We start from the raw sequence: 26670 nt of genomic DNA, 5'->3' as shown, positions 1-26670 counted from the left end.
CCGCAGCGGTGTTTGCGCATAGCCTCTGGTGCATGACCGACAAGGTGTCCATCGATCTGACCGGGCCGGCGCAGACCATGCTGACCACGCTCTACCTCAAAGCCTTGGACGCCGACTTCGAGCGCCCGGTACTCGGTGACCGGTTCGCCAAAGAGGCCATCGACCGGATCGACTACGACTGGCGCGAACTCGGCGTCACCGGCAAATGGGCCCCGCTGGTCACGGTGCGCACCGCCCAGTACGACATCTGGGCGCGCCAGTTCATCGCGGCCGCCGGCGAGTGCACCGTGGTGCACCTCGGCTGCGGGTTGGACAGCCGAGTGTTCCGCATCGACCCCGGACCGGAGGTGACGTGGTACGACGTCGACTTCCCCGGTGTGATCGAGCTGCGCGAGCAGGTGTATCCCACCCGGCCGAATTACCACCTGCTGCCCACGCCTGCCACCGAATTGTCTTGGCTCGACCAGATTCCCACCGGTCGGCCGGTGCTGTTCCTCGCCGAAGGCATCAGCATGTATCTGACCGAAGACGAGGGAATCTCGTTGCTGCGGCGCGTCGTGGAACGCTTCGGAACCGGCGAGTTGCAGATCGACTTCTACAACTGGGTGGGCATCCGGTCGCAGCGGGTGCAGACGCTGGTGCGGCGGACGGGATCGACGCTGCACTGGGCGGTCAACAGCCCCGACGACGTGCTCTCTCAGGTGCCGGGCCTCCGGTTGCTCGCGGTGGCGACGCTGTTCGATGCCGGCACCGCCGACCGCGCGACGGGGCCCTTCCGCGCGCTGCGGCGTGTGCTGCCGGCGCTGCGGCCGATCCGGAATGCGCTGCAGTACCACCGCTACGCGTTCGGACCCGTCAGCTGACACTGGCGGCCTGCCGGGCGGCGATGCCGCGGAGCAGCGTCTCGATCGCCTGCACGGACTTCTCCGGCTCGGGGCCGTGCGAGTGGTACTCGATCATCAACTGCCCGGCGAAGATCTTGCTGGTGTAGATCTCGATCCCCGAACCGACCGCGAAATAGAGCTCGCCGTGGCTGGCCGTGAGCTCCATGTCCGGTGGGGTCCGCATCGGCGGGACGATGCCGTTGTCGGTGAACATCACGACGTCGGGCAGTCCGGGCGGATTGCCGACGTACTGCGGGCTGAAGTGCAGGAAGCTCTGCTGGATCACGCCTTCGGCGATGTCCTTCTTGAAGGTGTCGTTGATGTCGCGCGCCAGGTCCACCACGTCGGTGCCCGTGGTGATCTCGGCCAGATACGTCGCGATGCCCACCGGGTTGGTGCATTCGGTCGCCGACACGGGCGGGGACAGCAGGTAGCGCAGGTCCACCGGGTAGACGTAGGGCACCGGGATGTTCGGGGTGTTACGCAGCTGCCACTCGGCCATCAGCACCGCCGAGGACAGCAGACTGTTCAACCCGAGCTTGTTGGCCCGGCAGAACGCGATGATGTTCTCGGTCTCCTGCTCGGAGAGCTTGCAGTACTCCATCGGAACCAGCTGGGGCAGCACGGGATTGGTCTCGCCGGCGGCGCGCCGCGACGGCGGCAGGTCGTAGACGAACATCGCGGCCAGCAGACGCTCCAGCCCCGAACGCGGCTTCTTCTCCACACCGCGGTTGGCCAGGATGACCTCCAGCGACTCGGGCGCCGAGTGCACCTTCGGCGGCCGGGTGGTCCCGGTGGTCACCAGATCGGTGTACGTGGAGAACAACTCCTCGACCAGGCTGAACTGGTGGTGGCCGTCGGCCAGGCTGTGGTGGATGTAGAGCGTCGGCTGCGCAACGCCGTCGCGGATGGTCACGCGCAGGTGCACGAGCGAGTCGGTCTGGTCGAACAGCATCGGCGGCGCCGCGGCGTCACCGGTCAGCTCGACCACCTCCATGCCGGGATGCATCAGATCGTCGAGCACGATGTCCCAGTGGCCGTCGGGCGTCCGCTCGAGATGCCCGCCCAGGACAGGGTGCGCCGTCAGAAGGGTGTCGAACGCGTCGGACAGCGCGTCGACGTCGAGCGGACCGCGCACGTGGGCGCCCAGACCGACGAAATTCTGTGTCTCGGCGAACATTTCCTCGCTGCGCGCCAGCTTGCGGATTCCCGAAGACGGAAACATTGGGTCAGACCTCCTGCACGTCGGTCACGTCGGTCGCCGGGGACGAAACCCCGCGGTCAACCACGCTTACTGGCCTTGCGGTAGCCCAACGTCAACGGCACCGCGCACACCGCCATGATTCCCGCCGCCCACAACAGCGTGAACATCACCGGTTCGGCGATCGGGCCTTCCAGCGAGAGCCCCCGCATGGCCTCGATCGTATAGCTGACCGGCTGGTGCTCGACGAACGGCTGCAACCACTCCGGATACTGGTCGAGCGGCACGAAACCGGTCGAGAAGAACATCAACACCGCGATGACGATCTCGGTGGCCTGCGGCACGATGGTGTTCGCCGAGTACAGCGCCAGCGTCAGCACGGCCGCCGACAGCGCCACGCCGAACACCGCCGGCATGAACACCCACGCGATCGCAGCGAGGATGCCCTGTTCGAAGCGGAAGCCCAGCGCGAAGCCCACGCCCATGACCACCAGCGTGATCAGCACGATGCGCACCGCGTCCGACGTCAGCCGGGCCAGCAGGCCCGCCCCGCGGTGTATCGGCACCACCCAGAACCGAGACAGCAGTCCGACCTCGCGTTCCCGCATGGTGCCGACGGCACCGATGATCGCACCGGTCATGCCACCGACCAACGCCACCAACGGCACCTGGGCGTAGAGCCCGCTGTGCCCGGTGACCTGCTCGAGGCCTTCGCCGAGCACGATGTCGAGCGCCACCAGGAAGCCGGCCGGCATCACCAGCGACTGCACCAGCGTGGCGGGATCGCGACTCCACCGTCGCAGGATCCGGAGGGTCAGCACCCACACCTGCGGGAGGAGGCGCATCGGCGAGTTCTCCCGCTCCCGCTCGCGGCGGTGCCGCCCGCTGGGTCGGTAAGGTAGCTGCCTGATCGGAGCCGAGGCCGTCATGCCCGTCGCCTCCTGCTGACCCACATGTGCAGCGCGACCGCCACCACCGCGGCGCCGATCGCCCAGGCGATCGCGGGTCCCAGAACCGACCACGACACCTCCGGCGCGGCGCCCGAGGTGTCACCGGCCAGCGCCTGCAACCCGTACACCCATTGCGACAGCGGCTGATTGCGCACGAAGTCCTGAATCCAGTCGGGGAACCGTTCGACCGGCTGCAGACCGACCGACGCCAGACCCAGCGTCAGCTGTGGCACCAGCATCATGGGGGCGGTGGCCTCGGGATTCTGCGTGGCCACGCCGATCAGGTCGCCGATGAACGCCAGCGCGGCGCCGATCAGCAACACCAGGCCGATGAAACCGAGCGCGTCGAGCACGCCGCCGTGGAAACGGAAGCCGATCACATAGCCGCACGCCACCGACACGGCCAGCGCCACGCAGCAGCGGTACATGCTCGCCGTCATCCGTGCCGCCAACGGTGTCATCGACGCGATCGGCATGGCGCGGAACCTGCGGTTGATGCCCTGCACCGAGTCGGTCGCCGAACGGAACGCCGCCGACACCGCCGCGAACCAGATGGCCTGCAGCACGATCAGCGGGGTCAGGTACTGGGCGTAGCTGCTCAGCGGTTGCACCGCGCCCATCATCTGCTTCAGCGGCAGGTAGTAGCCGACGGTGAACACGATCGACCCGATGATCTGCGTGGCCAACTCGCCGTTGCGCAGCGTCGGGGTGATCATGCGGACCGTCAGCACCCACCACTGCTGCAGCGTGGACACCGCGGGGCGGGCACCGAGCGGGACCGGGGTGGCGCGCGGCGCCGTCACGAGAGCCTGTTCGGTCACGCGTAGGAGTCCGAGGTCGCGCGGGCGTCATCGGAGGTGTCGCCGTCACGGGTGTGGTCCCCGGTCAGAGCGAGGAACACCTCGTCGAGCGAGGGCCGGCGCAGCGCGATGTCCATCAGCTCGATGTTCGCGTCGCCGAGCAGGTGCAGCGCCTGCATCAGCGTGCGGGGCCCGTCCGGCGCCGGCATCGAGATGCGGTCCGACGTCTCGTTCAGCGCCACCCGATGGGCGGCCGGCAGCAGCGGGCCCAGCACGCGGGCGATCTCGGGGATGTCCCGCGGATGACGGGGCACGATCTCGCAGTACGTGCCGCCGGTGTGCTCCTTGAGCTCGTCGGCCGTGCCCTCCGCGATGACGGTGCCCTTGTCGATCACCACGATCCGGTCGCTGAGCATGTCGGCTTCCTCGAGATACTGCGTGGTCAGCAGCGTCGCGATGCCCGCCTCCTTGAAGTCGGTGACGAGCTCCCAGATCGCCTGCCGGCTCCGCGGATCCAGCCCGGTGGTGGGCTCGTCGAGGAACACCACCTCCGGCCGCACCACCAGTCCGCACGCGATGTCGATGCGGCGCTTCATGCCGCCGGAGTAGTTGCCCACCGCGCGGTCGCCGGCGTCCACCAGGTCGAACTGCTCGAGCAACTCCTGGGCGCGCTGCTTGGCCACCTTCTTGCTCAGGCCCTGCAGGCGCCCGAACATCAGCAGGTTCTCCCGGCCGGTCAACAGATCGTCGAGAGCCACGTGCTGGCCGGTCAGCATCAGCGAGCGGCGCACCCCGGCCGGGTCGGTCAACACGTCGTAGCCGGCGATCACGGCGCGGCCACTGTCCGGCTTGATCAGCGTGGACAAGATGTTCACGGTGGTCGTCTTGCCGGCCCCGTTGGGGCCGAGCAGACCGAGCACCTCACCGCGACCGACCTCGAAGCTGACGTCGCGCACCGCGTCGACCGATCCGAACGACTTGCGGATGTCGGCGACGACCACCGCCTTCTCAGAGCTGCTCATGCGCTCCTCCTACCTGGTCGCTGTCACGACAAGTCGACGAGCGTCAGCTCGTCGCCGGCCGTATCGGCGTCCTCTTCTGCGAGCGCTTCCCTGGTGATGTCCAGCAGTGCGGACGAGTACTGCCGAGCAAAGGATTCCACATCCGTCGGGCCGAGCCGGCGACTGTCGTACCACCAGTCCAGATGCAGCACCCCGGCGGCGCGGTAGACCCGCAACTCCAAGGCGTGTCCGAGACCGGGCACGGCGTCGCGGATCGGCATCGAGGTGTCGGAGTCGAACCGGACCGGGGCGTCGTCGGGCTGCTCGGCCGGCAGATCGGGGATGGTGCCGACGTGCGAGAACAGGATGTCGGCGCCGCGCGCGGCCCCCAGCACCCGCGCCGTCGGCGCGTACAGGTAGCGCAGCAGCCCGTAACCCACACCGAAGTGCGGCACCGCCTTGAGCGTCTCGCGCACGGCGTCGAGCATCTGCGTGGCACCGACCGCCGACGACGGTGCCGCAGTCACCACCACCGGGTGCACGGCGGTGAAGAAGCCGACGGTGCGTTGCAGATCCACGTCGGGCTTCAGCACCGACCGCGCGCGGCCGCCCATGTCGACGGTCACCGCGCCTTCGCCGACCGTCGCACCGACGGTCCGGCCCAGGGCGGCCAGCAGGATCTCCTCGACGGGCCGGCGCAGCCGGCGGCGCGCGTCGTCCATCTCGGCGGTGTCGGCAGGATCCAACGTCGTCGACAGGCGCACCAGATCGTCCACGCTCGGCCGCTCCGAGGGCTCGGAGCCGGCGATCGACACCGTCGATCGACGTGCGACGTCGAGCCAGTACTCGCGGCTCTCGAGGACAGCCGGATGGGTGGCCAGCGTCGCGCACCGTTGCGACCACTCCCCCCAGGACGTGCTGACCGGCGCGAGTTCGATCTCCTGGCCCGCCATGCGCTGATTGAAGGCCGTGAAGATGTCGGTGAGCAGCACATCGCGCGACGTCGGGTCCGAGGACACGTCGCCGACCACACCGTGCAGCGCCAACACCAGGTACGACGCGCCGGCGCCGCTGACGAACGTGGCCGTCAGCGGGGAGCTGAGCAGCTGATGTTCGCGCAGCTGCTCGTCGAGGACGGCCTGCACGGCGTCGCGTTCCTCACCGGGCGTCAGACCGCCCGGCAGCTGCCGCACCGCCAGGTCGGCGAACTCGCCCGGCTCGACGATGTGCTGATCCCAGGTGCCTGCGCGTTCCACGATGTGCACACGCAGCGCGTCGTGCACCCCGGTCACCGCGGTCAGCACGGCGCGCACGTCGGCTTCGGTGACATCGTTGCGCAGCCCCAGCACCACCGGCACCCGCCAGCGGCCGACGTCACGCAGGCCGTGCTCGAGGAAGTAGGCGACGTTCGGCGGCACGGGCGGATCGACGGAGTCGTCGACCGACTGACGCGCCAACCCGCCTTCGGCGTAGCGGGCCGTGAGCACCTTCGCCAGAGACGAAACCGTCTGGTTCTCATAGATGTCCTGCGGCGAGAGGTCCAGACCCTGATGGCCGGCGGTCATCGCGACGCTGATCGCGATCAGCGAGTCGCCGCCGATCTCGAAGAAGTTCGCGTTGCGGTCGACCTCGGGCACACCGAGGCACTGCGCCCAGATCTGCGCCACCGACGCCTCGACCGAGGACTTGCCGCCGTTGGTGGACGCGGCCGGAGCGGACGCCGCGGTCGGAGCCACTCCGGGCGCCGCGCCGGCGCCGCTCGCCCACGCCGCGTTCGGGTTGTGCTCGATCCAGTGCCGTTGGCGGGCGAACGGATAGCCGGGCAGCGTGATCAGGTTGCGGGACTCGTCGGCGCCCTGGTTCCAGTCGACGTCGACGTTTGCCGCCCACAGCTGGCCGAGCGCCAGCAGGAACGTGTCGTGGTCGCTGCGGTTCTGGGCCTGGTGACGCATCAGCCGCACCGCCCGGTGCCGCTCGGCCCAGCGTGGGTGCCGACCCGCCGAGGAGGTCAGCGTGCCGCCAGGGCCGACCTCGACCAGCACGCGGTCCGGCGCGGACAGCAACGTGTCGAGCTCGTCGGCGAAGCGGACCGTCGCGCGGATCTGACGCGCCCACGTCTGCGGGTTGGTGGCCTCGCTCGCCGACATCGTGGTGCCGGTGATGTTGGACAGCAACGGAATCTGCGGTTCCCGCAACGTCATCCGGGACAGGAACGCGCCGAACTCACCCAGCATCGGCTCCATCAGCCGGGAGTGGAACGCATGCGAGGTGCGCACCCGACGGGCGACGATGCCCTTCTCGGCCAGCCCCGCCTGGAACGTGCGGATCGCCTCGTCACTGCCGGCCACCACGCAGCTGCCGGGATCATTGATGGTGGCGATGTCGACGTCGGGCGTGAGGTGTTCGGCGATCGCATCCGGGCTCAGCGGGACGGCCACCATGACGCCGCGCGGCGCGGCGTGCATCAGCCGGGCCCGCATCGAGACCACCTTGACCGCGGTCTCCAGGTCGAAGACCCCGGCGATGGTCGCGGCCGGATACTCGCCGATGCTGTGGCCGGCCATGATCGCCGGCTCCACGCCGTAGGACTGGATCAGCCTGGCCAGCGCGTACTCGACGGTGAACAGCGCGGGCTGTGCCCGGTCGGTGTGCTCGAGGTTGCGGCCGACCCCGTCGAAGATCTCGGCGCGCAGGTCGTAGCCCATCTCGTCGCTGAACGCCGTGGCGCACTCGTCGAAGTGGCGGGCGAACACCGGTTCGTTCTCGTGCAGCCCGCGCGCCATCCCGACGTGCTGGGCGCCCTGACCGGGGAACAGGAACGCCACCCGGTCGGCTGAGCCGTCCGTGTCCGGGACACCTTCGCCGACGAACACGTTGTCGGTCTCGGTGGCCGACAGCACGGTCGCCGCACCCGCCACGTCGTGCACGACGGCGGCCAGACGCACCGGCTCCCTGCGCCGCTGGGTCAGCGTGTAGGCGGCATCGGGCAGGCTGAGGTCGTCGTCGTTGGTCTCGGCGAGCTCGGCGGCCAGCGTCGTGCGCGCCTGGGCCAGGGCCTCGGCGGTCCTGGCCGACAGCACCAGGACCTGCGGTCCGGACCGGGGTGTCGACGGGGCGGCGACCGGCGCCTCCTCGAGGACGATGTGGGCGTTGGTGCCGCCGACGCCGAACGAGCTGACGCCCGCGCGGCGGACCCCGTCGGTCTCCCACGGGCCGTCGTTGCCGCGCACCCGGAACGGGCCGCGGTCGATGTGCAGCTCGGGGTTCGGGCTGGTGTAGTGCAGCGTGGCCGGGATGGCCTTGTGCTCGAGGCACAGGATCGCCTTGATCAGACCGGCGATGCCCGCGGCGGTCTCCAGGTGGCCGATGTTGGACTTGACCGAACCCAGGTAGCACGGTTCGGTCCGGCTGTCCTCGGCGAGTTCGAACGCCTGCCGCAGACCCTCGATCTCGATCGGGTCGCCCAGCGGTGTTCCGGTGCCGTGGGTCTCCACATAGCCGATGGTCGAGGCGTCCACGCCGGCGATGGCGTGCGCCTCGGCGATCACCTCGGCCTGGCCGAGCGCGTTGGGCGCCGCGTACGTCATCTTGGTGGAACCGTCGTTGTTCAACGCCGAGCCCCGGATCACCGCGTGGATCCGGTCGCCGTCCTCGACGGCGTCGGCCAGCGCCTTGAGCGCCACGACGCCGACACCGCTGCCGAAGATCGTGCCGTCGGAGCGCACGTCGAACGGCCGGCACCGCCCGGTCGGGGACACCATGGTGCCCTGCTGGTACCAGTAGCCGACCCGGTGCGGGATCCGCAGCGACGACCCGCCGGCCAGCGCCAGATCGCATTCGCCGTTGAGGATCGCCTGGCAGGCCAGGTGGACCGCGACCAGCGACGACGAACACGCCGTGGCCACCGACAGCGCGGGACCGCGGAAGTCGAAGTGATGCGCCGTGCGGGTGGCCAGGTGGTCCTTGTCGTTGGACAGCGACAGGTTCACCATGTCGAAGCTGGCGCCCTGGCCGATCACCATCGCCGGGTCGTAGGCCGACATCAGGTTGTGCAGCAGGTAGCCGCTGGTCGAGCTGGTGCCGAACACACCCACGGTGGCTTCGAGCTCGGCCGGGTCGTAACCGGCGTCCTCCAGGGCGTGGAACACCGTCTGCAGGAAGAGTCGGTGCTGGGGATCGAGCAGGCGCGCAGCGGGCGGAGTGAAGCCGAAGAACTCGGCGTCGAACTCGTCGATGCCGGTCATCAGCGCGGCCCGCCGCACATAGGAGCGGTCGGCCAGCGTGCGCTCGGTGACACCGGCGGCGAGCAGCTCGCTCTCCGACAGGTCGACGATCGATTCCACCCCGTTGCGCAGGTTGCGCCAGTACGCCGATACCGAGTCGGCTCCCGGGAAGCGACCGGCCATGCCGACGACGGCGATGGCGTTGTCCGGAAGCTCCCCTGAGGTACTGCTCGTCACGATCGTGGTCCTACTTTCCGCCGCGATGCGGCTCGTTGGCGCGCCGCGGCGCGCTGCTGCGCCCGCTCACGCAGGGCATTGGGACGCTCGGCCGAGGTCTCCTCGGCCAGCCCCAGCTGACGGATCAGGTCCAGCGCGAGATCGGACAGCGTGGCGCCCTGCAGGAGCATGGCCACCGGCGGTTCGACACCGAAGTCGCCGCGGATGGTGTTGCGCATGCGCACCGCCATCAGCGAGTCGAGACCGAGTTCGGTCAGCGGCCGCGCGACGTCCACGGCGCTGTCGTCGGAGTATCCCATGACCGCCGAGATGCGCCGCCGCAGTCGCGCGACCACCACCCGGTTGATCTCCGCGGCGTCGAGCGCCTTGAGTGCGTCCGGTCCAGCCCAGTCGTCGTCGACGTCGTCGGTCTGCAGTTCACCGACCAGATCGGCGAAGAACCCGATGCGGTGGATCTCCGGGAACGCGGCTGCGGCGCGGTCCAACCGCAGCCGTGCCACCCCCACCCGGGAGAACCCGGCGCCGAGCACCCCGCCGAGCGCGTCCACGCCCTCCTCCGGTGTGATCGGGTCCAGCACCGAGAACTTCAGGGTGCTGGCCAGACCGACCTCGGCCCACTGGCCCCAGTTGATGGTCGTCGCGGGCAGTCCGGCCGCCCGCCGCCACGCCACCAGCGCGTCCAGCCATGCGTTCGCGCAGGCGTAGGCTGCCTGGCCCGGCGAGCCCAGCAGCGAGGCGACCGACGAGAACCCGACCCACCAGTCCAGATCCTTGCCGGCGGTCACCTCGTGCAGGCGCAGAGCGCCACGGGCCTTGGGCGCCCAGATGCGGTCGAGACTCTCGCGCGTGAGGCCGACGACGAGTTCGTCGTCGAGCACCGCAGCTGAGTGGATCAGGCCGCGCAACGGCTTACCGGTCTGCTCGGCACCCTCGACGAGGCGTTCGGCGACACCGGCTTCGGTGATGTCGCCCAGGATCACGGCGATCTCGCTGCGCCCGGACAGCTCGTCGAGGACGGCCTGGGCGTCGTCGGAGGCGGGACGGCGACCGTTGAGCACCACCCGGCCCGCGCCCTGGTCCACCAGCCACCGGACCACGGCCAGGCCGACGCCGCCGAGCGCGCCCGTGACGATGTACGAGCCGTCCGGCCGGACCACCGCGCGGCGACCGCCGGTCGCGGCGGGCAGCGCGGCACGGGAGAGCCGCTCGGCGTAGCGGGTTCCGCCGCGCCAGGCGATGACGTCGTCGGCGCCGTCGGCGTCGATCTCGGCGGCCAGGGTGGCCGCCAGATCACCGTCGGCCCCGACGTCGAGCAGCGTGGTGCGCAGGTCGGGATGCTCGTAGGCGAGCACCCGGACGAGACCCTTCAGGCTGCCCGTGCCGGGCGTGCCGGCGGTTGCGTCCCCGTCGACGGTGACCGCGAGCCCGCCCCGGCTGACCAGCCACACCCGCGGCGGGGTGCCGTGCCAGCTGCCGACGATCGTGCGGATCGCGGCCCCGATGCCCCACACCAGGTCGCCGGCATGGGCCAGCGCGTCGGCGCCGTCGAATTCGCGGTCGTCGACGAGCACCACCACGCCGGCGGGCGGCAGCTGCGGATCGCCCGTGGCGGCGACGAAGGCGTCGCGCACCGCGGGCTCGTCGCCGAGGTCGGCGGTGAGCACCTTGCGTTGCGGGCCCTCGAACGCGGTCGCGAACTCCTCGGCGGCCCCGGTGGTCGCGGCGCCGTCGGTCAGCACCAGGAACGTGCCGGTCCGGGCACCCGGCGCGGCGACCTGGCTCGGCGCGGCCACCCACACCGAGTCGAAGATCTTCTGCGACAACGGCAGCGGCACCGTGCGCCGCTGGATGCGCTTGAGGTGGACGTTGTCGACCTGCGCGAGCACCGTGCCGCTGTCGTCGGCGAGCGTGACCCGGCCGATCGCGTCGCCGCTGTCGGCGAGCACGTCGAGGATCTCGGCGCGGCAGCTGGCGCGTCGGCCGACGTCACCGAACACCCGGATCGACCCGAACGCGACCGGCAGGAACGTCACGTCGGTCGACTGGGCGAGCGTGTCGTCACCCATCGCGGCGGCCAGACCCTGCAGCGCCGCGTCGAGCATCACCGGATGCACGAGGATGCCCCGGTTGGCGGTCGCCTCGTCGGGCAGTGCGATCTCGGTGTCGGCGACGCGGTCGCCGCGCGAGATGCGGGTCAGGGCCGCGAACGCCTGCAGGTGATGCGCGCCGGTGCGTCGCAGCGCGGTGTAGAAGTCCGCCGGCGACACCAGCGTGCCGCCCGAGGAGGCCGCGAGCTTGCCCGGCGCGGCGGCCGCACCGGTACGGACGGTGCCGACCGCGTGGCGCGTCCAGCTGCCGGCCTCCGAGCGGGAGTGCACCTCGACGCGCAGCACGTCGTCCTCGCGGATCAACTGCGTGGTCAGTTTGGTGTGCGGGTCCAGCGGCAGCATCTGCTCCACCTCGACGCCGACCTCGACGTCGGTGACCGGCACGCCGAGCGCCTCGCACGCAGCGGCCAGCACGATCTCGGCGAAGCCGGCACCCGGCATCACCGGCAGGCCGTGCACGACGTGGTCGGCCAGCCACGGATGGGGCTCGGTGCCCACATCGGACTGCCACACATGCCCGGTGCCCGACGGCAGCTCGGTGTGCAGCCCGAGCAGCGGATGGCTGCCGGTGAACTCCCGCGCCGCCGAACGGGCGGTCATCCAGTAGGTGGTGTGCTGCCACGTCGTCGTCGGCACGTTGACCACCCGCGCCGTCGCGCCCTCGGGCGCGGCCAGCGCCGGCGGGCGCACGGCGGCCAGCTGCGCATGGAACGCCAGCGTCTCGGGATGGTCGCGGTTGACCGTGGCGCCGACGTGGTGGCGGCGCGTCGTCGACTGCGCCGCCAGCGTGTCGCTGATGGCGTGGGTTAGCAGCGGATGCGGGCTGATCTCGATGAAGTTGCTGTGCTCGGCGGACGCCTCGTGGACCGCCTGGCTGAACCGCACCGGGTTGCGCAGGTTCGCCGCCCAGTAGTCGGCGCTGTACATCGGGGCCGAGCCGGTGTAGGCGACGGTGGACACCAGCGGGATCTTCGGCTCGGCCGGCTTCAGGTAGGCCAGCGCCTCCCGCAGCTCGGGCAGCACCGGGTCGATCGTCGGGTGGTGGCTGGCCACGTCCACCTCGACGCGGCGGGCCAGCTTGCCCTGCCCGTCGACGATCGCGATCAGCTCGTCGACCTGCTCGGGCGGGCCGGCGATCACCGACTGCTTCGGTGAGGCGTACACCGCGACGGTGACGTCGGGCCGGTCGGCGGTCAACTTCTCGGCGGCCTGCGCATCGAGCTCGAGCAGCGCCATCGCGCCCTGCCCGGACAGCCGCTTCATCAGCCGGGTCCGGGTGGCGATGACGTCGAAACCCTCGGCCGGGGTCAGGACCCCGGCCACCACCGCGGCGGTGGCCTCGCCCATCGAGTGGCCGATCACGGCGTCGGGTTCGACGCCGTAGGAGCGCCACAGCGCGGTCAGCGCCAACTGCATGCCGACCAGCACGGGCTGGATGCGGTCGATCCCGACGACGGGCTCGCCGGCTTCGAGCGTCTCGCGCAGCGAGAACCCGACCTTGTCGCGGAACGCGGGCTCGAGTTCGTCGACCGCGGCGGCGAACGCCGGTTCGTCGACCAGCAGCGTCTTGCCCATGCCGGCCCACTGCGCGCCCTGACCCGAGTACAGGAACACCGTGCCCGCACCGACTTTGGCGTCGTGTGCGGCGACGACGCCCGCTGCGGGCGCGCCGGCAGCCAGCGCGCGCAGGCCGGTGACGGCCTCGGCGTGGTTGCGCGCGCTGACCGTCGCGATGGTGTGGTAGCGGCTGCGATGGTGGTTGACGGTGTGGGCGACGTCGGTCAACGGCACCTGCGCGCCGTCACCGTCGAGCCAGTCGGCCAGGGCGGCCGCCGATGCGGCCACCCGGGCGTTCGTCTTGCCCGACACGACGAGCGTGGACACCGCGCCCGACGGCGCCTGCGGCGCGGGGACCGGTTCGGGACCCTGCTCGAGCACGATGTGGGCGTTGGTGCCGCCCATGCCGAACGAGGACACCGCGGCGCGGCGCGGATGGTCGGCCTTGGGCCACTCCCCCAGCTCGGTGGGCACGACCAGCCGCGTGCCGGACGCGTCGATGGTCGGATTCCACTTCTGGAAATGCAGGTTCGGGGCGATCTTGCCGTGCTGCAGGGTCAGCACCGTCTTGATGAAGCCGGCCACGCCGGCGGCTGCCTCGAGGTGGCCCATGTTGGACTTCACCGCGCCCAGCGCACAGGGCACCTCGCCGCGGCCGTACACCGCGGCCAGTGCGTCGAACTCGATGGGATCGCCGAGAGCCGTTCCGGTGCCGTGGGTTTCGACGTAGCTGACCGAGGCGGCCGGAACGTCGGCGGACTTCAGCGCGCGGGTGATCACGTCACGCTGCGACGGCGCGTTCGGCGCGGTCAGGCCGTTGGAGCGGCCGTCCTGGTTGACCGCGGACCCGCGGACGACGCCGAGCACCCGGTCGCCGTCGCGCACCGCGTCGGTCAACCGCTTGAGCACGACGATGCCCGCGCCCTCGCCGCGGACGAACCCGTCGGCGCGCGCGTCGAACGCGTGGCAGCGTCCGCGCGGCGACAGCATGCCCCACTTGGCGAGTGCCAGTTGGGTTTCCGGCCGCAGGCTCAAGCTCACGCCGCCGGCCAGCGCCAGATCGCTCTCCCGCATGCGCAGGCTGTGGCAGGCCAGGTGGATCGACACCAGAGACGACGAGCACGCCGTGTCGAGAGCCACCGCCGGACCCTTCAGCCCCAGTAGGTAGGCCACCCGGCCGACGGTGACGCTGTGCGCGTTGCCCGTCGCCGAGTACGCGTCGATGGTGTCGGGGTCGCCGGCCGAGACGTTCTGGTACTCGTTGTAGTACACGCCGACCATCACCGCCGCGCGCACCTCGGCCAGGTTCGCCGGTGCCAGGCCCGCGTTTTCCAGTGCCTCCCAAGCGACTTCGAGCAGCACCCGCTGCTGCGGGTCCATCGCCGCGGCCTCCCGCGGGGTGATGCCGAAGAACTCGGCGTCGAAACCGGTGATGTCCTCGAGGTAGGCGCCCCACTTGGTCGGCATCCGGCCCGGGGCCATCGGATCCGGGTCGTAGTACGCCTCGGCGTCCCAGCGGTCGGCGGGCACCTCGCGGATGGCGTCGGTGCCGTTCTCCAGGAACTCCCAGTAGCTGTCCGGGCCGGTCACCCCGCCCGGGAACCGGCAGCCCATGCCGACCACCGCGATCGGTTCCGCGCCGGCGACCCGGGAGGCCTTCTCGAACTGCTCGGAGAGCTTGTCACGCTGCTCGGCGGTCATCGCCGAGATGCGGTCGAACGTCGTCTTCATCAGAATGGGCCCTCACTACCGGCGTTCGCCGATTCAGAAGATTCGATGCTGTCGAACAGCTCGTCGAGCAGGCTGAACGAATCGGAGTCGTCCTCGGTGTCGGGCTCCTCCTGCGCGGCGGCCTGCTGCTGCGGTGCCAGGAGTTCGGCGACGAACTCCGACATCAGCGAGATCGACGGATGGTTCCACAGCATGGTGGCGGACAGGTCGATGCGCACCAATTGCTTGGCGTCGCGCAACAGGTTCATCGCCATCATCGAATCCAGCCCCAGCTCCGGGAACGGGGTGTCGAAATCGACTGCGTCCTCGGGCATTCCGAGTTCGCGGGCGAGGATGGCGCGCAACCGGGTGCGCAGTTCGGCGACGGTTTCCTTACCGGTCATGGCCGACCAGTCGACGAACTCGGTCTCCGCGGCGGCGGCGTCGGTCGCCGACGGGGCGGGTGCGGATTCCACCGGCGCGTAGGTCAGGCCGCGCATGTCGACCCACACCGTGCCGTCGGCTCCGGTGACCAGCACGTCGACCACCAGCGCGTCGCCGGTGCCGTCGCGGCGGAACGCCTCGACCACCCCGCGGGCCCCGGCGTCGGCCGACACCGCGAGGCTCTCGGCGGCCGCCGGCAGCAGCAGCGCCGCGTTGTCGGCGTCGGCCAACCGGGCCACGTGCACCGCCGCGTCGACCAGCGCCGGCGCCGCGGCGGCGCCGTCGTCGGGCAACTCGATGGTGGCGCGCGCACCGGCGGCCGTGGCGGAGCATTCGGTGACCGACCAGGCGAACGGCTGACCTTCCACGCCCCAGGACCGCTGCATCTCTTCGATCGTCGCGCTGTCGAAGCTCGCCGCGCCCGGACTCTGGTCTCCGCTCGGCGCGCCGGCCGGCGCCTGGCGCAGTTCGGCACTGGCGTGCCGGGTCCAGCGCTGGGGCGGGGTGTCCGGACCGGCGCTCGACCACACCGTCAGCGTCGCGCCGTCGGCCGCCACGTGGATGGCCTTGGCGGCATCGGCGACGATCGGATACTCGAACCGCACGTCGCCGACGACGGCGGTGCCGTCGACTGTCCGGCCGGCGGCCGAAAGTGTCTGCAGCAGCACCGAAACCGGTACCACCTCGACGCCGCGGACGCGGTGCGCGACGGGGTACGGGCGCGAGCCCGGCAGCAGCCGGGCGCGCCAGAGGTGGTCGTGCTCGGTCCCCTCGACCGGGTCACCGAGCACCGTGCCCCACTCCGGTTCGGCGATCGTGTCCAGATCGGTGAGGTCGTCACCGGATCCGGCGACCAGGTGGTCGAGGATCCGCACCGCGGCGCGCATCCGGTACGCGTCGGCCAGTCGGGGCCAGTCGGCGCCGGCCACCACGGTGTGCACCCCGGCGTCGGGACTGAGCACCGCGGGCAGCATCCGGATCGCCACCTCGTTGGGCATCGGTTCCAGACCCGCGGCCTTCATCTGCGGCTGCGCGTCGGCCCACGACTTCCACAGACCCCAGTCGATGACCGTCGCGGGCAGGCCCAGTCGCCGGCGGGCGTGGGCGAACGCGTCGGCGAACGCGTTGGCCGCGGTGTAGTGCGCCACCGCCCGGGACCCGAGCAGACCGGTGATCGACGAGAACAGCACGAACCGCCGGACCGGGGTCTGCAACGAGAGCTTGTGCAGCACCGCCGCGCTGTCGACCTTCGCGCGGAACATCGGCGCCAGGTCGTCGTCGGTCATGTCGGCCAGCAGCGCCTCGCCACCGGCCAGCGACGCCAGGTAGACGCCCTCCAGCGGCGGCAGGTCAGCACCGAACCGCTCGAACACCGCCGCCATCGAGGCCTCGTCGGCCGCGTCGGCGGCCACCTCGACCAGCGTGGTCCCGCCGGGCGCCAGTTCGGCGGCCAGCTCGGCCAGCTGGTTTCCGCCGCGCCGCGACACCGCGACCACGGTCGAGGCACCCATGTCGGCGAGTTGGCGGATCAGGTACGGACCCACGTTGCCGGTGGCGCCGATGACCAGATGGCTGGTGTTGCTCTCCAGCCGGGTCAGCGACACCGCCGGCAGCGGGTGCGGCGACAGCCGCGGCACGCGGCGTTCGCCTGCGACGTAGGCGGCCTGGTCGTCGCGGTCGGCGTCGGTCACCGCCGCCTCGGCCTTGAGATGGTCGGCGAGCAGGACGGCGGGCAGCGCCTCGTCGACGTCGACCAGACCGCCCCAGAACTCGGGGTGCTCCAGCGCCAGCGTGCGGCCCTGGCCCCACAGCACGGCGTGGGCCGGGTTGGCCGCGTCCCCGTCGGTCACCGGCTGTGCGTTGCGCGTCGCGACGTAGAGCCGCGGCGCCGACGGCATCCCGGCCAGCGCGACGACAATGCGGCGCAGCTCACCGAACGTGCGGTACGCCGAAGCGGCGTCCAGACGCGCCCGCGGCGCCGACGGTGCGTAGACCACGAAGTCGACCTCGCCGAGCGCGCTGCGCAGCGCTGCGGCGTCGCCGTCGAGCGCGGCCAGCGGCAACGCTCGCGAGTTCGCGCCCAGCTGCGCGGCCAGTTCGTCGCCCGCCTCGTCGGTGAGCACGAGCCACGCGCCCGCGGCGCGCTCCCCACCGAGCTCGCGCACAGGCCAGTTCAGCGTGTGCAACCACTCGTGGTAGCCGCCTTCGGCGCGGGCGGGTGAGACCCCACCGCTGTCCTGGGCGGCGGCCTGCGGTGCGGCCGCGGTGTGGATCCAGTGGTGGGCGTGATGCCACGGCGTCGTCGGCAGCGGCACCCGAGCGCCGCGCCGCGGCGCGGTCTTCGGCGGCCGGACGGTGTGCGTCGCGTTGAGGTTGGTGTGGAAGGTCACCGTGTCGTTGGCGTCGCGCTGCAGGGTCGCGATGCTGCGGTGATTGACTCCTTCGAGGGTGTCCTTGATCGCATAGCCCAACAGCGGATGCGGGCTGACCTCGACGAAGACGGCCTTGTCGGCGCCGGCGGTGGCCACCGCACGCGCGAACCGGACCGGGTTGCGCAGGTTGGCGACCCAGTGGTCGGCGTCGAACACGCACGTGCCGTCCGTCGGCCGCTCATCGGTGGTGACGATGATCGGGATGCTCGGCTGCTGCGGGGTCAGACCCGCCAGCTCGGCCCGCAGGTCCTCGAGGATGGGATCGACGATCGGGTGATGTGAGGCGACGTCGACGTCGACGCGGCGGGCCAGCCGGTCCTGGGCGTCGACCACGGCGATCACCGCGTCCACCTGCTCGGGCGGGCCGGCGATCACCGTCTGGTGCGCCGAGGCGTACACCGCGACGGTCAGCCCCGGGTAGTCGGCGATCAGCTTCTCGGCGGCGGCCGCGTCGAGTTCGAGCAGCGCCATCGCGCCCTGCCCGGACAGCCGCTTCATCAGCCGCGACCGGGTCGCGATCACCTTCAGGCCGTCGGCCGGGCTCAGCGCGCCGCCGACCACCGCGGCGGTGACCTCGCCCATCGAGTGGCCGATCACGGCGTCGGGGGTGACGCCGTGGGAACGCCACAGCGCGGTCAGCGCCAGCTGCACGCCGACCAGCACCGGCTGGATCCGGTCGATGCCGACCACGGTGTCCCCGGAGGTCAGCACGTCGCGCAGCGAGAACCCGACCTGGGCGAGGAAGTCCGGCTCGAGCTCGTCGACGGCTGCGGCGAACGCCGGCTCGTCGGCCAGCAGGCGCTTGCCCATCCCGGCCCACTGCGAGCCCTGCCCGGAGTACAGGAACACGGTGCCGGTGCCCAGGGTCGGGTCGTTGGGACCGACCACTCCCGGCGCCGGATATCCCTCAGCGAGGGCACGCAGCCCCGCCACCGCCTGGTCACGGTCGGCGGCGGCGACGGTCGCGAAGCGGGTGTGCTGGGCGCGGCGGTGGTTGAGGGTCTCGGCGACGTCGGCCAGGCTGTGCCCGGCCGCCTCGGGGCTCTTCAGCCACTCGGCCAGCCGGCCGGCCAGCGACGCGATACGGGCGGGGCTCTTGCCGGTGACCACCAGGGTGCTCACCGGCGGTTCGTCCTGAGGCTCGGGAGCCGCTGCGGGCTCGGGGGCCTGCTCGATGACGATGTGGGCGTTGGTGCCGCTGACACCGAACGACGACACCGCCGCCCGGCGGGGCCGGTCGCCGGGCGTCTGGGGCCAGTCGAGGGGTTCGGCGGCCACGCGGAACCGCTTCGCCGCCTCGCCGGCCTTCGGCGTCAGCGCGGTGAAGTGCAGCTGCTTGGGAATGTGGGCGTGGTGCACCGAGAGCACGGTCTTGATGAAGCCCGTGACACCCGCGCCGGACTCGAGGTGACCCAGGTTCGTCTTGACCGAACCGAGCACCAGCGGAGCGGAGTCCTTGCGGTCGCCGTACACGGCTGCCAGGGCATCCAGCTCGATCGGGTCGCCGAGCGCGGTGCCGGTGCCGTGGGCCTCGATGTAGTCGACGTCGGCCGGATCCAGGCGCGAGGTCTGCAACGCCCGGCGCATCAACTCCTGCTGGGCGGGCCCGTTGGGCACGGTCTGGCCGCTGCTCGCACCGTCCTGGTTGACCGCCGAACCACGGACCACCGCCAGCACCCGGTCGCCGTCGCGCAGCGCGTCGGTGAGGCGCTTGAGGACCACCACGCCGCAGCCCTCACTGCGGACGTAGCCGTCGGCGCTCTCGTCGAACGTCTTGCACCGGCCGTCCGGGGCGAGCATGCCCCAGCGGGAACACGCGATGTTGTTCTCTGGGGACAGGATCAGGTTCACGCCCGCGGCCAGGGCATGGTCGCTCTCCCCGCGGCGCAGGCTCTGGCACGCCATGTGGATGGTCACCAGCGACGATGAGCACGCGGTGTCGCTGACGACCGCCGGCCCGCGGAACCCGAGGAAGTAGGACAAGCGTCCTGCAGCGAAGTTCGGAGCGTTGCCGAACGGGATGTAGGGATCGATGTCCTCGGGGCGCAGCCGGCCGACCACCGAGTGGTAGTAGTCGTTGGTGGTCATGCCGACGAACACGCCGGTCGACGACCCCCGCAGGGTGCGCGGGTTGATGCCGGCGTTCTCCAGCGCCTCCCACGCGACCTCCAGCAGCAGACGCTGCTGCGGGTCCATCGCCGCGGCCTCGCGCGGTGAGATGGAGAAGAACTCCGCGTCGAACTCGTCGGGCTGCCACGACGTCAGGAAGCCGCCCTCGCGGTTGCAGATGGTGCCGGGAACGGTGTGGTCGGGCGAGTAGAACTCGTCGGCGTCCCACCGGTCGGCGGGCACCCGGATGACCCCGTTGCGTCCCTCCGACAGGAAGTCCCAGAACTGCTCAGGGCCATCGACGTCGCCGGGAAGCCGGCAGCCGATGCCGACCACGGCGATCGGTTCGGTCTCGGACTTCTCCGCCGCGGCCAGGCGGGCGGTCAGATCGTCGATCTTGCGCAGGGCCTCGGTGATGATCGCCCGGCGGTCAGGCGCCGCCGGCGATGCTGAGGATGCTTGGGTCATACCACTCAACTCAATCTTTCCGAAAGTCTTGCGAGGAGTTCGTCCTCGGCAAGGTCGTCGTAGGCGTCCTCGTCGATGCCTGCTTCGCCGGAGCCACCCGCGTCGTCGCCCCCGGTACTCGCGGTCTCGAGTATCTCAGGAAGTACCGACGCCAGATAATCCGTCAACGCCTCCACGGTCGGATAGTCGAAGACCACGGATGCCGGAAGGACCTCCCCCAGGCTTTCGCTCAGCGAACGCTGCAACGTTACGTTCATCAACGAGTCCATGCCGAATTGGAAGAATCCGACCGTGGGGTCCAGCGTGTGCGCCGAGGCCAGCCCCATCGCCGCGGCCACCTGCGCGCTGACGTGCTCGGTCAGCATGTCGATGCGCTCTTCCGGCGCGGACGCGCGCAGCCGCTGACGGAACTCGGTGTTCGCCGACAGCGCAACGGTCCCAGCCTCCGACGGTTCGGCGAGCAGATCGTCGAGGATGTGCAACTGCGCACGGGTGTGGTAAGCCGCCGCCAGCCGCGGCCAGTCCGCCGCGACCACGGTCGCCCGGGCCGGCGCATCGGCGCCGACGAACAACCGCAGGGCGGTGATCGCCACCGCGTCCTCCATCGGTTCCAGACCGGACTCCATCGTGGCCTGGCGCTCGAAACCGGTCTGCACGTCGGCCAGCGACTTCCACAGGCCCCAGTTGATCGCGCACGCCGGCAGACCCGCGGCGCGCCGCGCGAACGCGAACGTGTCCAGGAACGTCGTCGTGGCCGCGTAGTGCGCCAACCACCGGGAGCCCAGCACGCCGGAGATCGACGAGAACAGCACGAACTGGTCGACGGGATGCTCGACGGACAGCGTGTGCAGCAACGCGACGGCGTCCATCTTCGGCCGGAACATCGCCACCACGTCGTCGCGGGTCATCTCGGCCAGCGTCACCGGCCCACCGCTCATCGCGGCGAGATAGATCCCGCCCAGCGGCGGCAGGTCGGCGCCGAAGCGGTCGAACACTGCGCGCAGTGCGGCTTCGTCGGAGGCGTCGGCCGCCGCGGTGACCACCGTGGTGCCGGCCGCGGCCATCCGCTCGGTCAGGTCGTCGAGCCGCGAACCGGGGTTGCGCGACACCGCGACCACCGTGCGTGCGCCCATGGCCGCGAGCTGCTCGATCAGCTGCGGGCCGATGTTGCCGGTGGCGCCGATGACCAGGTGCGCCTTGTCGGGGTCCAACGTCTGCGACACGGGACCCGCGCCGGCCACCGCGGACGGCAGGCCGTGGCGCAGCCGCGCCACGCGCCGCACACCGGCCCGGTAGACCAGCTGGTCTTCCCCGTCGCCGACGTGCGCCTCGGCCAGCACCCAGCGCGCGGCCAGCACGGCGGGCACGGACTCGTCGACGTCGAGGACCGCGCCCCAGATCTCGGGGTGCTCGAGCGCCAGCGTCCGGCCCAGACCCCACAGCACCGCCTGCGCCGCGTTCGCCCGATCGCCCTCGGCGACCGGTTGGGCGTTGCGGGTCAGCAGGAACAGCGTCGGATGCGCGGGGGTGGCCGCCGCGGCCGAGGCGATCAGGCGTCCGGTCTCGAACAGGTCGTAGCCCAACTCGTCGCCGTCGCCGGGGCGGGGCGCGTACAGCACGTGGGTGGCGTCGGCCAGCTGCGTGGGCAGTGTGGCGGCGTCGACGGCCGGCAATGAGGTGACGGTCGACCCATCGCCCAGCACGCGGCCCATCTGGACGGCGACGTCCCCGTCACCGATCACCAGCCAGCGCGATGCTGCGCGGTCGGTCGAATCGCCCTCCGCGACAAGGGGTTTCGGGTTCCAGGCCAGCTCGCAGAACCATTGCTCGGGCACCGTGTTGTCGGCGGGCAGCGCGACCCGGCGGTCCTGGCGCACCCGTCCCGGCCGCACGTCCACCCAGTGCCGGGTGCGGTGCCAAGGAGTAGCCGGCAGCGATGCGGGGCGCGGTGCGTACCGCGGGGTCTGCGGCGGGCGGGAGGTGTGGGTGGCGTTGACGTTGGCCTGGAACGTGACGGTGTCGTCGCCGTCGCGGACCAGCGTGCCGATGGTGCGGTGACCGGTCTGCCCGGCCAGGGTGTCGTTGATCGACTGGGTCAGGATCGGGTGGGGACTGATCTCGACGAACGTGCCGTAGTCGGCGGCCGCGGCGGCGACCGCCTGCTGGAACCGCACCGGCTGACGGACGTTGGCCACCCAGTAGTCGGCGTCGAACGTGGGTGCCGACTCGGTGACCGTGGACAGGAACGGCAGCGTCGGCATGTTCGGGGTGATGTCGGCCAGCGCCGCGCGGATGTCGGGCAGCACCGGATCCATCAGCGCGGTGTGCGACGCCACCACCATGTTCACCCGGCGGGCGAACGCGTTCTGCGCGGTGACCGCGGCGATGACGGCGTCGACCTCGTCGGGCAACCCGGCCACCACGGTCTGCCGCGGGGCCAGATATCCGGCGATCTGGACACTGGCGTGCCCGGCGATCGCGTCGGCGCAGCCCTGCTCGTCGAGGCCGAGCAACGCGACGGCGCCCTGCCCGGCCAGCCGGGACATGATCGACGACCGGTGCGCGATCACCTTCAGTCCGTCGGCGACGCTGAGCGCACCCGCGACCACGGCCGCGGTGACCTCGCCCATCGAGTGCCCGATGACCGCGTCGGGGTGCACTCCACGGGAACGCCACAACTCCGTCAGCGCCAGCTGCAGACCCATCAGCACCGGCTGCACCTGGGCGTCCCCGCTGATCGGGGTGCCCTCGGCGATGATGTCGCGCAGCGAGAACCCGACCTGCTCGGCGAACACCGGCTCGATCGCGGCGATCGCGTCGGCGAACACCGGCTCGTCGGCCAGCAGCCGCCGTCCCATGCCTGCCCACTGCGAGCCCTGCCCGGAGTAGACGAACACCGTGCCCGGCTGCGGGGTGACCGTGGCCGGGGCGACGACGCCGTCGCCCGACCGTCCCTCGGCCAGCGCGCGCAGACCGGCCCGGGCCTGGGCCTCGTCGCGGGCGACCACGGTCGCGAACGCATGGTGCTGGGTCCGATGGTGGTTGAGCGCGTCGGCCACCTCACCGAGGGACACATCGGCGCCCGGTCCGGCCATCCAGTCGGCCACCGTCGCGGCCGTCGCGGCGATGCGGTCAGCCGACTTGCCGGACACCACCAGCGTCGTGACGGTCGGCGCGTCGGAGTCCGCGCGGGCGGCGGGAACGCTGACCGGCGCCTGCTCGATCACCACGTGCGCGTTGGTGCCGCCGAACCCGAACGACGAGACGCCGGCCCGCCGCGGCCGACCGGCCGGCGCCCACTCGGTGTGTTCGCTGACCACCCGCAGCCGCAGCTTGTCGAACGGGATGTGCGGATTCGGGCTCTCGTAGCCGCGGTTACCCGGAATCATGTTGTGCTGCAACGCCAGAACAGCCTTGGCGAAGCCGACCACACCGGCGGCGGCTTCGAGGTGGCCCAGGTTCGACTTGACCGCGCCGACCAGCAGAGGCGCGTCCGGTCGGCGCCCCTTGCCGAGCACCGTTCCCAGTGCGCGCGCCTCGATCGGGTCGCCGAGCAGCGTGCCGGTGCCGTGCGCCTCGACGTAGTCGATCTCCCGCGGGTCCACGCCGGCGACCGAGTACGCCGCACGCAGGACCGCCATCTGCGCCGACGGGTTGGGCGCCATCAGCCCGTTGGAGCGGCCGTCCTGGTTGACCGCCGAGCCGCGGACCACGGCCAGCACCCGATCCCCGTCGCGCTGCGCGTCGGACAGACGCTTGAGCACCACCACGCCGCAGCCCTCACCGCGCACGAAACCGTCGGCCGCGGCGTCGAACGCGTGGCACTGGCCGGTCGGCGACATCGCCTCGGCCTGATCCAGGCTGCGCGTCGCCGCCGGCGAGAGCAGCAGGTTCACTCCTCCGGCCAGCGCCAGCTCGGAATCGCCGGTGCGCAGGCTCTGACACGCCAAATGGATCGCGACCAGCGACGACGAGCACGCCGTGTCGATCGTGACCGACGGCCCCCGCAGGTCGAAGTAGTACGAGACGCGGTTGGCGATGATGCTCAACGCGCCGCCGGTGGCGTACCACGCGTCGACCTGACTCAGATCCGACGAGCCGAGGTTGGCGTAGTCGGCGGCCGACGCCCCGACGAACAGGCCGGTCTGGGTCTCGGCCAGCGCGTCGGCCGGGACGCCGGCGTTCTCCAGCGCCTCGTGGGTGACCTCGAGCAGCAGCCGCTGCTGCGGGTCCATGCGCGCGGCCTCGCGCGGGATCACCTCGAAGAACTCGGCGTCGAAGGCGTCGATGTCGCGGAGGTAGGAGCCCCACCGGGTGGTGCCGGCCAGCGCCGCGGCGCCTTCGGCGGTGCCGTCGTCGAACGCCGACCACCGGTCGGTGGGCACCTCGTCGACCGACGAGTGACCGGCCATCAGGAAGTCCCAGAACGCGTCGGGGCCGGCGACGTTGCCGTCGACGGCCGCGCCGCCGGGCACCCGCAGACCCAGACCGACCACCGCGATCGGCTCGTCGCTGCCGGCCGGGCGGGCCACGGCAGGCGCATCCACCGGCTCCACGTCGCCGCCGGTCAGGAACTTCGCCAGCGCGTCGACCGTCGGATACTGCCAGAAGTCCACCGGAGACACGGTCCGGCCCAGGTACTCCGACAACACCCCCGTGAGCACGACCGCGTCCCGGGATCCCACCCCGAGGTCGTGCATCGACGCGCCGCGATCGATCTGTTCGAGACTGCAACCGTTGTTGGTGACCAGATAGTCAACCAGCCACTGCCGGACTGCGGCCTCGTCGAAAGCAGAGGTCATTCAGCAACGTCCAACCGACGGAACTTGTCATTGCGGTACAGCTCGACGCAGGAGGCGCGCCGGACCTTGCCGCTGGTGGTCAACGGCAACGAGCCGGGCCCGACCAGGACGAAGTCCGACAACCGCACGCTGTGCGTCATCGAGATCGCCGACGTCACCTGCGCCTTGAGGGAGTCGAGAACCGACGGCTCGACCTGCTTTTTGAGCTCGGCGACCACGACCAGGCGCTCGCTGGCGTCGTCGGGCACGGAGATCGCCGCCACCCGCCCGCCGGTGAACTCGGCGACCGTGGCCTCGATGTCGTCGGGATAGTGGTTGCGGCCGTCGACGATCAACAGGTCCTTGATGCGACCGATGATGTAGAGCTCGTCGTCGAACATCACGCCCAGATCGCCCGTGCGCAGCCACGGACCCTTCGGGGTGCCCGCGGTCGGTTCCGGCAGCTGCGCGGCGAACAGCTCGCTGAGCTTCGGGTTGTGCCAGTAGCCGGCGGCCACATGCTCGCCGTGCAACCACACCTCGCCGATCTTGCCGGCCGGGTTCTCGATCAACGAGTCCGGATCGACCACCCGCACCGTCGTCGAGCGCGGCGCGCCGCACCCGATCAGCTCGGCGCCGTTGCCGTCGCTGCACCGCTCGGCGTGCCCGGCGGCCAGCTTCTCGAAGTCGAACCGCACAGCCGTCGGCGGACGCCCGCCCGCGGACGCCACGACGTACACCGTGGCCTCGGCCAGCCCGTAGGACGGGCGCATCGCCGAGTCGGACAGACCGAACGCGGCGAACCGCTCGTTGAACCGGCGCACCGTCGCGGCGTGCACGCGTTCGGCGCCGTTGATCATCACCTTGACGCCGCTGAGGTCCTTGCCGGCGAGGTCGTCGTCGGTGGTCCGCTTGACGGCGAGCTCGAACGCGAAGTTCGGTGCCGCGGTGAACGCACTCGGGTGCGAGCCCAGCTGCTGCATCCACCGGGACGGCTTCTGCATGAACGCCACCGGGCTCATCAGTACGGCGGGACGGCCCAGCATCATCGGGATGAACACCCCGACGATCAGCCCCATGTCGTGATAAAAGGGCAGCCACGACACGATCGTGGTGTCCTCGGGCGCGCCACCGGGATCGGTCTCGTAGTAGTCGGTCAGCAGCTGCTCGAGGTTGGCCACGACGTTCTTGTGGGTCACCACCACGCCGGCCGGCTGCCGCGTCGACCCCGAGGTGTACTGCAGGTACGCCGTCTTCGGGAGCGGGACGTCGGCGGCCGGCTTGGGCGGCGAGTCGAAGTCGAACGTGTCCACCTCGAGGAACTTCGGTGGCCGCTGGCTCGGATCGAGCTGGCCGTACTTGCGGACCTCGTCGATGACCGACGACGTGGTCAACACCGCGACCGGCGTCGAGTCCTTCATCGCCCCGGTCACCCGCTCGTCGTGCTGACGCAACTGCGGCATCGACAACGGCACCGCGATGAAGCCGGCCTGGATCGCGGCCAGGAACGCGACGACATACTCGAGGCTCTGCGGCGCCAGGATCACGACGCGGTCGCCGGGCGACCCGGTCTTGGCCAGCTTCTCGGCCACGACCTGCACCCGGTCGTGAACCTCCGACCAGGTCAGGCTCTCTTCGACACCGGCCGGATCCGACTCGTAGTCGATGAAGCTGTAGGCGATGTCATCGGGCTGCCGGCGAGAGCGGTCCGCGAGCACCGCGGGAATGGTGGCTGCCGACGGCGCCGTCAGAGATGGCATCTGTG

10 protein-coding genes are annotated in these 26670 nt (G+C 71.0%); 1 reads left to right on the top strand and 9 read right to left on the bottom strand.

Annotated elements, in window-relative coordinates:
• Positions 1-32: 32 nt before the first annotated feature.
• Positions 33-863: a class I SAM-dependent methyltransferase gene (locus ACQI46_RS18355; protein WP_427095455.1), complete on the top strand. Its 831-nt coding sequence runs from the start codon at positions 33-35 to the stop codon at positions 861-863.
• Here the strand turns inward: ACQI46_RS18355 and ACQI46_RS18350 are convergent.
• The 9 genes from ACQI46_RS18350 to ACQI46_RS18310 are packed head-to-tail and all read right to left on the bottom strand — an operon-like array spanning position 856 to position 26665.
• Positions 856-2109, bottom strand: a complete 1254-nt coding sequence (locus ACQI46_RS18350) for a phthiocerol/phthiodiolone dimycocerosyl transferase (RefSeq protein ID WP_427095454.1) — start codon at positions 2107-2109, stop codon at positions 856-858. The genes ACQI46_RS18355 and ACQI46_RS18350 overlap by 8 nt on opposite strands.
• 56 nt (positions 2110-2165) lie before the next feature.
• Complete coding sequence (locus ACQI46_RS18345; protein WP_427095453.1) at positions 2166-3014, bottom strand: ABC transporter permease; 849 nt, start codon at positions 3012-3014, stop codon at positions 2166-2168.
• Positions 3011-3856, bottom strand: a complete 846-nt coding sequence (locus ACQI46_RS18340) for an ABC transporter permease (protein WP_427095452.1) — start codon at positions 3854-3856, stop codon at positions 3011-3013. Before ACQI46_RS18340 ends, ACQI46_RS18345 begins: the two co-directional genes overlap by 4 nt.
• Positions 3853-4857 carry an ATP-binding cassette domain-containing protein gene (locus ACQI46_RS18335; RefSeq protein ID WP_427095451.1) on the bottom strand — a complete coding sequence of 335 codons (1005 nt, stop codon included), beginning with the start codon at positions 4855-4857 and terminating at the stop codon, positions 3853-3855. The genes ACQI46_RS18340 and ACQI46_RS18335 overlap by 4 nt, the downstream gene beginning before the upstream one ends.
• A 23-nt stretch (positions 4858-4880) precedes the next feature.
• Positions 4881-9296, bottom strand: a complete 4416-nt coding sequence (locus ACQI46_RS18330) for a type I polyketide synthase (RefSeq protein ID WP_427095450.1) — start codon at positions 9294-9296, stop codon at positions 4881-4883.
• The gene (locus ACQI46_RS18325; RefSeq protein ID WP_427095449.1) at positions 9293-14692 is read right to left on the bottom strand and encodes a type I polyketide synthase; all 5400 of its coding nucleotides are present in this window, start codon (positions 14690-14692) and stop codon (positions 9293-9295) included. The genes ACQI46_RS18330 and ACQI46_RS18325 overlap by 4 nt, the downstream gene beginning before the upstream one ends.
• The gene (locus ACQI46_RS18320; protein WP_427095448.1) at positions 14692-20124 is read right to left on the bottom strand and encodes an SDR family NAD(P)-dependent oxidoreductase; all 5433 of its coding nucleotides are present in this window, start codon (positions 20122-20124) and stop codon (positions 14692-14694) included. The genes ACQI46_RS18325 and ACQI46_RS18320 overlap by 1 nt, the downstream gene beginning before the upstream one ends.
• Before the next feature lie 5 nt (positions 20125-20129).
• Complete coding sequence (locus ACQI46_RS18315; protein ID WP_427095447.1) at positions 20130-24926, bottom strand: SDR family NAD(P)-dependent oxidoreductase; 4797 nt, start codon at positions 24924-24926, stop codon at positions 20130-20132.
• Entirely contained in the window at positions 24923-26665 is a 1743-nt protein-coding gene (locus ACQI46_RS18310) for an AMP-binding protein (RefSeq protein ID WP_427095446.1), read from the bottom strand. Before ACQI46_RS18310 ends, ACQI46_RS18315 begins: the two co-directional genes overlap by 4 nt.
• Positions 26666-26670: the final 5 nt, after the last annotated feature.

This window comes from Mycobacterium sp. SMC-4 (genome assembly GCF_050205565.1).
GTDB lineage: Bacteria > Actinomycetota > Actinomycetes > Mycobacteriales > Mycobacteriaceae > Mycobacterium.
Note: the sequence above shows the minus strand (reverse complement) of the source record. Positions and strands in the feature narration are given on the sequence as shown.